The following is a 12,347-nucleotide window of genomic DNA, read 5'->3' as shown; positions in this document are numbered from 1 at the left end:
CGCCTGTTAATGTCGAACTGCTATCGGTTCAGGAAAGTCCGGTTGCGGTTCAGCTTCAGGTCCTGCAGCAGCGCCGATTTAGCTCCGATGGTCACGTTGAAACCCTGAATCTGGCCGGTGGGCGTCCAGCTACCGGTAATCTGCCAGCAGTGCAGGTCGCGGAAGAAGTTGATCTGGGTGAGCGTGATGCGGTTCGATAGGAAGTCGTATCCCGTGGTGTAGCTCAGGCGCATGTTATTGGTTAGCTTGATTTCGCCGCTCATGTTCAGCGACACGGCCGACCAAGACCGGGGCCGTAGCTGGCCGTTACGGTCGGGGCGCGGTCCAGCGTTCTGATAAAGGGCACCCAATGAAGCATTCAGCGTCCAGGGAATTGAGAAATCGAGGTAATCGATGTAAGAATCCACCGGGTTGGGGTTGCCTAGCACCGGGTCGTTTACCGGGGCTACGCGCTGCTGGCGGTTGTTGGGCTGTCCCGAGCGGCGGTTGCTATCGAACTGATACGACAGCTGTACCGAGGCATTGTCTAGGCGGGCCAGGCGGCGATTGGATTGGTCAAGCAGCAGCTTGTTGCGCAGGTTACCGCTGGAATCGCGCTGGTAGAAATTGAAGTTGGAAGCTACGAGAATGTTTAGCTTTTGGGCTACCTGTGTACGGAAGCTGGCACTGAGCGGAGCCAGTTGGAACGCTGTGTCGGCGAAGTTGTAGCTGGTGCCAAAGTCCAACCCGTCAATCAGGCTGACTTTCTTGAATGGCTGACTACCGGTGGTATCTTGCTTGTTGTGCACTTTCGCTTCCACCTGGTTTTGCAGCGAGAAGCTTACCAAGCTTTGGCGGCCACTGCCCGGAATGCCAAAAGGAAAACCCGCATAGCGCGAAAAGCGGTTTTGGTTTTCCGTATAAAGCTGGCCGGAAGGAGTGCGCAAGCCTCCGGGCAGTACGTTCGTTTGATACAGGCTTTCGAAACCAAAATAATTGGGGGCATAGCTGTACGTCAAGCTGGGAGCTACGCGGTGGCGAATGGCCTTTATGCCTTTGTTGCCTTTAAAGTTGACGGTGCCGTATACGTTCGTCGACAGCGAAGCGCCCGCCGAGTAATTGTGCACCACGTTGAACCCTCTTATAGTATCGATTTTAATAGCCCGGGCAGCATTTACGTACTCATATTTAAGCTTCTTGAGGTACCAGTTCTGGCCGTAGTTGATGTTAGGCGTAAACGAGAAGTGCCGAAACACGCTGTAGTTGCCGAGCGTGATATCAAAACGGTGCTGCATACCCGTCTGGGCATTGCGCAGAAACGGCGTCAGGTTGGAAAACTGTACCGGAATGGTGCGCTGTTGGGTAGAGCCACCCAGCAGAGGAATACCGCTCTCCAAGGTGCGGGCCGCTACAGTATTACTAAGACGGTTCTGACCCGTAAACTGGTAGGCCACCGCAAACTGCTCGTAGAAACGGTCGCGCGTGGGCACTCCTAGCAGCCGGTAGATCTGCTGTCGCTGCACGCCCACTGTTATGTCGGGCAAGGTCAGGTTAGCAGTGCCGGTGATGGTATTCAAATCCTGCGCCGCGTTGATGGAGTAGTTGATGGGCAGGTTTCGCAGCTGCTTCTGGTAGCTGATGGAGGAGTTGAAAGCTGGCGTGAGGTAGTTACGCACGTCCAAGGAATTCTGGCGGTTGAATTCCGGGCTGCCCGTGCGCACGTTGGCCGAAAAGCGCCCGCCGCCGGGACGCGGAGTAGGAGAGTGCGACCAGCTAAGCCAGTATGTGCGCGGCTTGAAATTACGGCGCACATCAGGGCCCACCGCAACAGCTTCGGTTTGTCGAATTCTTTCCGGCCGTTCTTGGTAGCTGAAGTCTAGGCGGCCGTCGTAGCTGTAGCGCTTGCGGTACGTGAGGTCGGTGGTCACGCCCCAGCCACCAAAGGAGACACCCCGGCCGGAGTACACGTTGCCCGTTACGCGCAGGCCCATGTACTGATTCACGGCCCAATAATAGCCGCCATTGGTCAGGTAGAAACCACGGTCGATGGCTTGGCCAAATGTGGGAATGATGAAGCCCGATGAGCGGCTTTTGCCCGGCGTGGGAAAGTAGCCGAACAGAAAGCCCAGCGGTGTCGGGATGTCGCCGATAACCAGGTTAAACGGTCCCGTAACCACGCGCTTGCCCGGGTCCACCTTCATTTTGGTGGCGTTGATGTGGAAATGCGGGTGCTCCAGGTTGCAGGTGGTGTAGCGCCCGCGCAGGCCGAATATCTCGTTGCGCTCGTTTTTCTTGACAACTTCGGCGTGGATGTAGCCTTCGCCCTGCTGAGTTACGGCTTCGCTGATCTTACCCTTACGGGTCTTAAAGTTATAAGCAATGCGGCCTGCCTGATAGGTTTCGGCGGCGTCTTTGAAAACCGGCCGGTCGCGTACGCGGCCGGTGGAGTCGGCGCGGCCCTCGGCCGTCAGCAGATTCTGGCTGTAGTCGACGGTGATGACGCCCGCTTTGAGCGACATGGTGCCGTAATCCACGTTGGCTTTGTTGTAGAGCACAGCCTTGCGCTCCTGCACATTAAAGCGGATGGAGTCTTTGGCCTGGTATTTTACCGTCGTTTCAATATCGCCTTTGCGCCGGCCACCCACGCCTACCTGGAGCGAGTCGGGTGGGGTGCTGGCCGGGGCCGTGGGGGGGGCTGGGGGCGTAGTGGGGCGCTGCTGGGCATGCGCCGGAAGCTGGGAAAGCAGCCACAGGCAGGTCAGCAGACAGAGCCGAAACAGGCGTTGCCAGTTCAGCCCGCCGCGGCAAAGCGGTTGAATATGTGCCGCAGAAAGAGTCACGTAGAGCGGAATTGCTTTATTTTGTGGCTAAGTGTGCAAAAGTAGCGGGTAGCTGCCCCATCTAACGAACTCCGTGCGGAATATTGTCCTCCTTGGTGCCGCCTTGCTCACGCTGCATGTCGGCCCGGCAACCAGCGTAGCACAAGCGCCCACCCTGTTGGCCGATGCCTCCCGGGCTAGGCCCAATGTGCCACCGGCCTACCGCCTGCGCACGGTAGTACTCGATGCTGGCCACGGCGGCAAAGACCGGGGCTGCGCCGGCAAGCAGGCCCGCGAGGCTGATGTGTCGCTGAAAATTATTTTGGAGCTCGGGCGCCTGATCGAGCAGAATATGCCCGGGGTGAAGGTGGTGTACACGCGCAAAACCGACGAGTTTGTGGAGCTGGCCGACCGCGCTGGCATTGCCAACAAGCACAACGCCGATCTGTTCGTCTCGGTGCACTGCAACGCGGGACCCTCGGCCGCTTACGGCACCGAAGTCTGGACCATGGGGCCGCACAAAACCGAAGCCAACCTGGCCACGGCCAAGCGTGAAAACGCCGTAATTCTGCAGGAAGACAACTATAAAGAGCGCTACAGCGGCTTCGACCCCACGTCGCCCCAAAGCCACATCCTGTTTTCGCTGTACCAAAGTGCCCACATGGACAATTCGCTGCGCTTCGCGGCCAAGGTGGACCATGAGTTCCGCACTTCGGTAGGCCGGTCGTCGCGCGGGGTAAAGCAGGCTGGCTTTTTGGTACTGTGGAAATCTACCATGCCATCGGTACTGATCGAAGCGGGATTTTTGACCAATGCCGCCGAAGAGCGTTACCTGAACGATAAGACCGGGCAGACGTATATAGCTTCGGGTATCTACCGCGCCTTCCGAAAGTACAAGCAGGAGCTCGAATCAGACGGTCCCGCTGAATAAGTGGTCGTCGCTCCCCATCTTGCACCGCCGAGCGCCGGTGATACGCCTTATCCTTCCCTCTCTTCGCCATACCCGTGTCCAAAGAAGCCAAAGTTGCCCTATTGGCCATTGTAGCCCTGGTGGCGCTGTTTTTCGGCTTTCGTTTCCTGAAAGGCAGCAACGTATTCTCTTCTGACCTCACTTATTACGCCACCTACGACAACGTCGACGGGCTGAATGCTTCGGCCCCGGTGATGCTCAACGGTATCCAGATCGGTCAGGTCAAAAACTTGGAGCTGCAGCCCGACAAGGGCAACCGCATCCGGGTGGCCATTGAAGTGCGCCGCGACGTGGAAGTTGGCGACTCTACCATTGCCAGCCTGTCGGGGACGCTGCTGGGGTCCAAGACGATTACGCTGCTGCAAGGCCGTAATACAAAGGTGTACGAAGGTGGCCAAGAGCTGCGCTCGTACCACGCCGCTAGCATCACCGACGCGTTTCAGGCCCGGGCTTTGCCCGTACTGGGTACCGTCGATTCCACGCTGATCAAGGTAAACAGCTTTCTGAGCAAGGAAGCGCGCATCAGCTTGCAGCAGACCCTGCAGAACACGCAGGCCTCTACCGAAGCCATGAAAAATATGCTGGTGATGAACCAGCGCAACATCAATCAGATTACGGCCAACATGGCCGAACTGACGCGCGCGCTGACCGTGACGGAAAAGAAGTTTGACCGGTTGGCCACTAACCTGGCGCTGATTACCGACACGTTGAAATCAGCCCCGATGGCCAGTACCGTGCGTAAGCTCAATACCACCGTCGGTGAGGCCCAAGTGGCCATGAAGCAACTGAACCAGTCGCTGACCAGCACCAAGGGCTCTTTGGGCAAGCTCATCAACGACGATTCACTTTACACTAACCTAAACGCCACGGCGGCCAGCTCCAACGCCTTGTTGATCGACTTAAAGGCTAACCCCAAGCGTTATGTGCACTTCTCGGTGTTTGGGGGAGGCGGTAAGGAGAAGAAGACCAAGCGCAAAACGGAAACCAAAACCAGCCCCGACGGTACCGTGGAGCGCGAAACCAAGACGGTGACGCAACAAGCCGCCCCGGTAGATACCGCCGTCAAGCCGTAGGGCCGGCACAGTCGTTCTAATCAGAAAAAACCTAATGGGCTACGAACGCTCGTTAGGTTTTTTGTTTTCCTATCTTTGAAAGCGGCCGGTTGCGGCCATTATTCGCTCCATTCTGCATTCCCTTTCGTCCCGTGAATCAACCTGCTTCCCCCCAGCCCGACCAGAAGATCAACCTGGAGTTCAACAAGAACGAAGACGCCAACAAGCAGCTCGTGTTTCAGCTGAGCCAGCGCCTGAAAAGGGTGTACCTGGGCGGCGGCGAAAAACGCATCGCGGCGCACAAGGAAAAAGGCAAGCTCACCGCCCGGGAGCGGATTGAGTACTTGGTGGATAACGGTTCCGAGATGACCGAAATCGGCGCGTTTGCCGGTGAGGGTATGTACCAATCGGAAGGCGGCTGCCCAAGTGGCGGCGTGGTGGTAGTGATTGGCTACGTGAAGGGCCGGCAGTGCGTCATCGTGGCCAACGACGCCACGGTGAAGGCTGGGGCCTGGTTTCCGATTACGGCCAAGAAAAACTTGCGCGCTCAGGAAATCAGCATCGAAAACAAGCTGCCGATTATTTACCTCGTCGATTCGGCGGGGGTGTACCTGCCCATGCAGGACGAGATTTTTCCTGATAAGGAGCACTTTGGCCGCATCTTCCGCAACAACGCGGTGATGTCGTCGATGGGCATCGTGCAGATTGCGGCTATTATGGGCCCGTGCGTGGCGGGCGGTGCGTACCTGCCAATTATGTCTGATGAGGCCATGATCGTAGATGGCACCGGCTCGGTGTTCCTCGCTGGCTCGTACCTCGTAAAATCAGCCATTGGCGAAAGCATCGACAACGAGACATTGGGCGGTGCTACTACGCACTCGGAAATTTCGGGCGTAACGGACTACAAGTTCGCCAACGACCAGGAGTGCCTCGACCACATCCGCAACATCTTCGACAAGATGGGGGCCACGCCCTCGGCGGGCTTTAACCGTGCAGAGCCTCAGGCTCCGGCCGAGAATCCGCAGGAAATCTATGGTATTCTCCCGTCGGACCGTGTGAAGCCCTACGACATGATGGACATCATCCGGCGCTTGGTCGACAACTCGGAGTTTGAGCCCTACAAAGACCTTTACGGCCAGACGCTTATTTGCGGCTTGGCCCGTATTGACGGCTGGGCAGTAGGCATCGTGGCCAACCAGCGCAAAATTGTGAAGTCGAAGAAGGGCGCCATGCAGATGGGCGGCGTCATCTACTCTGACTCCGCTGATAAAGCAGCGCGCTTCATCATGAACTGCAACCAGAAGAAGATTCCGCTGGTGTTCCTGCACGATGTGTCAGGCTTCATGGTTGGCTCGCAGTCAGAGCACGGCGGTATCATCAAGGACGGCGCGAAAATGGTTAATGCCATGGCCAACTCCGTGGTGCCGAAGTTCTCGGTCATCATCGGCAACTCGTACGGCGCCGGTAACTATGCCATGTGTGGCAAAGCATACGACCCGCGCTTGATTGTGGCCTGGCCCTCGGCCCAGCTAGCCGTAATGAGCGGTGCCGCTGCCGCCAATACGCTGCTCCAGATTCAGGTGGCCTCACTGAAAGCCAAAGGCGAGACCATTACGCCCGAAGCCGAAAAGGAATTGCTGGACCGCATCAAAGCCAAATACGACGAGCAACTGTCGCCTTATTATGCAGCGGCCCGCCTATGGGTGGATGCCGTGATTGACCCGCTGGAAACGCGGCAGGTTATCAGCGAAGGCATCAAGATGGCCAACCATGCGCCGATTGAGAAGGCGTACAATGTGGGCGTGATTCAGGTGTGATTTGTACCATTGTGCGCTTGGCGAGCGTGGCATGTACGAGTGTGTCTAAGCAGATAAAATCAACCTTAACACTAACGGATGCAGGCCAGCGTTTTGCCTACTCACTCAAAGGACGCGGGAAGATTATGACAGTAGAATCTAGTTGATAATTTCTTGTAATAACACAGCAGCTTGCTCATGTGCAGGGCCTCCTGTTTATTCACTCGTTGCCCTGCCCCAGGTGTGCATTCAACTAATCAATCATTGACAAGTATAGGCGACAATGTGCTCTCGAATTAGACTACTATTAGCCAAGGAGCATGCTATTCAGATAAACCTTGTGTTTAGGCAGCATATAAACAATCAACCGGCCAGGAGTACAAGATTCTCCTGGCCGGTTGATTGTTTATATGCTGCCTAAATGAATGTTGGTAATTTGTTTATTATTGTTGAATAGTACCTCAATTGAGGTGTCCAAATTCATGGTTCCTCTTTTGAGAAAGTTTAAGCTAATAATAGCATAATTAATGTTTCTTGTCTTTCCCGGTGTCTTAGTGATATTGTAACCATAAAAGTAGTCAGTCGTTCTGGTTTTGCCAGGAGGGCCTATTTCTTGAGTATCCATATACGAACCAATTCCAAAAGCAGAAGAATAGTCTTGCCCTACTATAAGGGTTCTGTCTTTGATGTCAAAACTAACTAAAATGTCATTTAAGAAATACAACGTATTGTTTCCGTATGTCAATTTTTCTGCATTTTCGTTAGCTGTTTCCCAGTGTTCATTGCTGATCTGATGAGGATTCCCAAAGGCAGCAATAACAGTGCCTTTGCTATTGCCTAAATATACACGAGCGCTATTTGTATCATTTGCTTTCATCAAAGCAAAGTTGATAATATCAATCCTTGCCTGGCTAAATGCTAAGGTGATACTTGTTAGACTTAGAATGGCTAACGTTACAGCAAAGATTAGTGCTTTTTTCATGATTGATTGGGTTAGTTGCATGGTCTAGTTCCGGTACCGGTTGTTAGATCAAGTTGAGTGCTGATGTAAAGTTGTGGGTCTAAGAGTTGCCGGTTTGCATCTCGTACCTCAAGATGCAAATGCTTAACTCTTACGCTTGCGGATGCTGCATTGCCGGTGCTGCCTGATGTGGCTATGTTACTTCCTTGACTTACTGTAGACCCAACAGCCAAGCCTGAATCTACTCCATCTAAGTGGCAGTATTTTATGAATACTGTTTGCCCAAAAATGCGGCTCCTGACCTCGATAAAGTTGCCATATGATTTATTTGCGTATTCGCCAGGAGCAAAGGAACTTCTTATTGCTGTAACTACCCCACCATAAGCAGCAACGATAGGTGTACCAGGTTCAGCAGCTAAATCCAAACCGTAATGAGCTTTGGTCCCTCCATCGCGAGTGTTTCCAAATGTTCCTCCGGCAATATTACCAGGTGATGAGGGGGCTATTGTTGGATTGTTAAGTGGATCTCCTGGACAAGGGAGATTAGGGTCTGATCCAGGTGTTCCAGACCCTCCCCCTGGATTTGGGTCATCACTGGGATCTGATGGTTCACATACAGTCTCAAAGTAGTAATCGTTTAAAGTGTACTGTGTATAATAACCACATGATAGTGTTACGCCATACGGAGTTTCACATCCTCCTATTCCACTATTCTGTACTATCCCAAACTCAAACCTGTCTGTGCAATATAGGCCCCATGAGCAATAATAGTAATCGTAGCAAGAGCTTTCTTGAGAAAATGATTTATTCGTGTTTTGCTTTTTTTGTGAAGTTGGCTGTTTGTTTCCTGTTTTATATTGATATATATACGCCTGTTTGGTGTTTAAATTGTGTACAATTAAATCACCTGTGAAATATGTTAAATCCTTTGTGAGCAACTCTTTTTTGAATTGCTCGTATTCTTTGGATGAAAAATAATTCAATAATTCATATTCGTAATCATTATTTGTTTTCTTAAGCCTTAATATTTTATTGGTGCCATAAAGCTTTATTTTCACTCCAGAATCTGTCTTTGGTTCTAATGGTATGTATAAATATTCTTTGCCATTTATTATTTTAGTAGTTGTGTTATTCCAATCTGGTTCCCAAGACCATTTGATATTATTGATTGGCTTGCTGCGCAAAATTTTTTCTATTGCTTTTTGAGTGTCGCTATTGCTATATAATTGCTTTGCTATCCTTAAATTATCTTCAGTCTGGTGTTTGCTTTCTGATTTCGTTATTTCAATTTCATTTTTATTACAGCTTATTAACAGTGCTGTAGAAAACGCCAAACATGTAAATAAATGGTAGGTCCTTTTCATTTTTAAGCAAGTGGGCTAAGAGTGAAGGAAAGATTAGTGGTATGATTAAGTGTTAGTGCTTTTTCGAGTTTATGTATAACAAAGATTGGTGACCTTGCCTAAGCATAAAAGGAAGATTATGGATCTAGAGGGACTATAACTTTTTTATGAATAACTTGGGTTGTCATTTAGCTCGACATAGTGCTTAGGGACTATAATTGTTTTTATGTTAAAGTTTCATTCGTATAAAGTTTGGAATTTTGGTTAAAACTTGTGTGAAAAATCAATATAAATGGCTGTAATATAGTGTCATGTGTCAAGGACTTGCAAATGGTGCGTGGTTAGGAAAATGGTTCTTTGCCATAGTTATATAGTGAAAGAAAGTGTTAAACAAAGAGTGTATTCGACGAATCAATGTGACTTAAAGCTTTAAAACATATAGTAAATGGTAGTGCCTTAAGGCAAAGATTCAGCGTAAAAGTGAGCATGAAAGCATATCCTATTCTATTGCCCGCCTCGGTTCTGCGTATGCACGGGCTGGCGCCGAACATCAAACAGCGCTCCTGGGTTGGGTGGCGGCGCACAAGCCGTGCGGCACCGGGAGCGAAAGCCTACGATATGGCGCGCGAGGCGTAAAACCTGCGCACCTAACAGGAGCGCACGTCATTGCGCGACTTGGTATGTTGCGACAGGCAGTGACGGCGTAGTTACAGCAGCCCTGCAACTGCCGTCCTTAAGCCGGACGCTCGCTGCAGGCGGTCCGGCCGGTTGACGTGTTGGAGTTAGACAGACTTTGCGTGTTTATGGGCTACAAGCAGCTAGAAGGTCTGGCTGTGGCTAGCCTTTGGGATGCTGGCAATACTCACATGAACGGGGGATTGTGCAGTAAGCTCGACAGTAGGGGAGAGGGAAAATGGGCATGTACATGTGATATCCTTGCATAAGCTGTGCAGGGACCTTTGTGGAGGCTGATTCTGCAATCAAGCCGGTCTACACTCCACTTCCCCCTCTTGCTATGAAAACTCCCTTTACCCTGCGTCGGCTGGGCATGCTGACCGCGTTTGCCCTGGCAGGCGCTCTTGCCACGCCGGCATTAGCCCAAACCACCGGCGTGGGCATCGGTGCCACCTCGTTCACGCCCGACGGTAGCGCCGTGCTAGAGCTGAAATCGGTTACCCAAGGCCTGCTGGCCCCGCGTATGACTTCGGCACAACGAACGGCTATTCAGAGCCCCGCCCCCGGCCTGCTCGTGTACCAGACCGACGGCCTGCTACTGGGCCTGTGGCAAAACCAAGGCACCGCCGCCGCGCCCAACTGGCAGCGCGTGGGCGACGGGCTGGGCAACCATACCGCTACGCAGAATATTAGCTTGGGCTACCATAAGCTGCTCGGCCAAGGCGGCTCAGCTGGAATTGGCATCACCAGCAAGGGTGGGTTGGAACTTGGGTCGGCAGATACGAACTACAATATTCTGATCGGTCTAAGTGCCGGCCTCAACCTCAGCACTGGGCAGTATAACCAGTTTGTAGGTCACCAAGCTGGCGCTAACAACACAACGGGCTCGGCCAACCACTTCGACGGTTTCAGCAGCGGCAGTGGCAACACTACTGGGGTGGCTAACTACTTCAGCGGTTACATGACGGGGCAGGACAACACCACCGCGTCGGGCAACCACTTCGTGGGCTACCAAGCCGGCTGGCGCAACACCACTGGAACCAACAACCAATTCAGCGGCTATCAGAGCGGGTATAGCAGCACTACCGCCAGTTATAATTTCTTCAACGGCTATCGGAGCGGCTACACAAATACTACCGGCACAAGTAACCACTTTAGCGGTTACCATAGCGGCTTGGCAAATACCACAGGTAGTCACAACTACTTCAGTGGTTACAACAGCGGCTATAGCAACACTGGCGGCAATAACAACGTGTTCGTCGGCTACCAAAGCGGCTACGACAACGTTACCGGCAGCAACAACCTGGCCCTGGGCTACCAGGCCGGTCCGACGACTGGCGGCCTGACCAATGCCGGCGCCATCGGCTACCGGGCCAAAGTCAGCCAGAGCAACTCGCTGGTGCTGGGCGGCACCGGCGCCGATGCCGTGAAGGTAGGCGTCGGAACTACTGCGCCAGAGCAAGCTTTGGAAGTGGCCGGCAACGTCAAAATCAGCGGTACCGGCAACGGGCTGCACTTCCCCGACGGCACCATCCAGACCACCGCCGCTACCCCTGGCACCAGCACTACGGCTGATAACGGCTTGACCAAAACCGGTAACAACATCAGCCTTGGTGGTTCGCTCTCCCAAGCAACGCGCGTGGTGACCGGCAACAACTCGTTGGCTTTTTTGAGCAGCGACGGCACAGCCTCCTTTGTCGATCAGGAAAATACCATCGGCTCGGCGGGAGCTTCCATGGGCGGCTGGCAGTCATTTACGCCCAGCGTCACGGGTGAGCTGATGACTTTCGAAACGGGCTACAGCGGCTCGGGCTCTACGGTCTTTACTGTAGCCCTGCACGCCGGCACGGGCACGGGCAGCACCCCGCTGTACAGCTTCACGCAGTCGACTACCATCCCGACAAACGGCTCGATGACGGTCTTTACCTTTCCGGCGCCGCCCACGGTTACGGCCGGGCAAGTATACACTGTGAGCGTGATACCGAATACGGCACTCGGCAGCTGGCGCCTTAACTACGCCAACAGCTACCCCGGCGGCCGCAGCTTTAATGCTCCTGAATGGGACTTGGTGTTTCGCACTACCATGCGCACCGGCTCGGCTACCACGCTGGCTCTCACCGGCGCGGGCCAGGTAGGTATCGGAACGGCGGCGCCCACCCAGAAGCTGGAAGTAGCCGGCCAAGTGTACAGCAGCAGCGGCGGCTTTCGCTTTCCCGATGGTTCGGTACAAACCACTGCCGCCACGCCGGCCGCAGCTACCACGGCCAGTAACGGCCTGACCAAAACCGGCAACGACATCAACTTGGGCGGTACGCTGGCAGAGAATACCAACATCATCCAAAACAACAAGTCGTTTAACTTCACCGGTGGCAACGTAGGTTTGGCCATAGGCTCGTCGGCTGATGTCACCAGCCCCGTGACGGTAGGTAGCGCCCTAGCCGTGCCTTTCGTGGAAACTACTTCCGGCAGCAGCTTTGCGCTGAATACGCTACACCAGACCGTGCGCCGCGTGAACTCGTGCAATTCCATCTCCCTGCCCGACCCTACGACCTGCCGGGGGCGGATCTACACCATCATCAACTCCACGGCGGGAGGCAGCGTGACGCTGGGCCTGAGCGTGAGCGGCGGCACAACCATCTTTGACGATGTGCAAGCCAGCAGCGTAACCACGCTGGCCAGCAACAAGCGCCTGACCGTGCAGAGCAGCGGCACGACGTGGATTGTCATCAACCGCGACTAACGGAGTGTTTCG

At 53.6% G+C, this 12,347-nt stretch carries 7 protein-coding genes; 4 read left to right on the top strand and 3 right to left on the bottom strand.

Going from position 1 to position 12,347, the window contains the following annotated elements; genetic code table 11:
• Positions 1-20: 20 nt before the first annotated feature.
• Positions 21-2,819, bottom strand: a complete 2,799-nt coding sequence (locus AC5FXY_RS00230) for a putative LPS assembly protein LptD (RefSeq protein ID WP_493554617.1) — start codon at positions 2,817-2,819, stop codon at positions 21-23.
• A 154-nt stretch (positions 2,820-2,973) separates the two neighbouring features.
• Here AC5FXY_RS00230 and AC5FXY_RS00225 point away from each other — a divergent pair, with 154 nt between their 5' ends.
• The 3 genes from AC5FXY_RS00225 to AC5FXY_RS00215 all read left to right on the top strand — a co-directional run bounded on the left by AC5FXY_RS00225 (position 2,974) and on the right by AC5FXY_RS00215 (position 6,637).
• On the top strand, positions 2,974-3,729 hold the full coding sequence (locus AC5FXY_RS00225; RefSeq protein WP_493554944.1) for an N-acetylmuramoyl-L-alanine amidase family protein: 756 nt from the start codon (positions 2,974-2,976) through the stop codon (positions 3,727-3,729).
• A 74-nt stretch (positions 3,730-3,803) separates the two neighbouring features.
• Positions 3,804-4,841 (top strand): MlaD family protein, encoded by a 1,038-nt coding sequence (locus tag AC5FXY_RS00220; RefSeq protein ID WP_493554616.1) that lies wholly within the window; start codon positions 3,804-3,806, stop codon positions 4,839-4,841.
• Between the two features lie 167 nt (positions 4,842-5,008).
• Positions 5,009-6,637 (top strand): acyl-CoA carboxylase subunit beta, encoded by a 1,629-nt coding sequence (locus AC5FXY_RS00215; protein WP_493554943.1) that lies wholly within the window; start codon positions 5,009-5,011, stop codon positions 6,635-6,637.
• A gap of 385 nt (positions 6,638-7,022) precedes the next feature.
• On the opposite strand, the gene AC5FXY_RS00210 is transcribed toward AC5FXY_RS00215, so the two are convergent.
• Both AC5FXY_RS00210 and AC5FXY_RS00205 read right to left on the bottom strand, forming a co-directional pair.
• Positions 7,023-7,598: a hypothetical protein gene (locus AC5FXY_RS00210; RefSeq protein WP_493554615.1), complete on the bottom strand. Its 576-nt coding sequence runs from the start codon at positions 7,596-7,598 to the stop codon at positions 7,023-7,025.
• Between the two features lie 11 nt (positions 7,599-7,609).
• Positions 7,610-8,941: a M23 family metallopeptidase gene (locus AC5FXY_RS00205; RefSeq protein WP_493554614.1), complete on the bottom strand. Its 1,332-nt coding sequence runs from the start codon at positions 8,939-8,941 to the stop codon at positions 7,610-7,612.
• A gap of 994 nt (positions 8,942-9,935) precedes the next feature.
• Between AC5FXY_RS00205 and AC5FXY_RS00200 the strand changes: the two genes are divergently transcribed.
• Positions 9,936-12,335 carry a beta strand repeat-containing protein gene (locus AC5FXY_RS00200; RefSeq protein ID WP_493554613.1) on the top strand — a complete coding sequence of 800 codons (2,400 nt, stop codon included), beginning with the start codon at positions 9,936-9,938 and terminating at the stop codon, positions 12,333-12,335.
• The last annotated feature ends 12 nt before the right edge of the window (positions 12,336-12,347 follow it).

The sequence above is a fragment of the Hymenobacter sp. FMD4 genome (assembly GCF_058932745.1).
The sequence above is the reverse complement of the archived record's forward strand: the minus strand, read 5'-3'. Positions and strand labels throughout refer to the sequence as shown.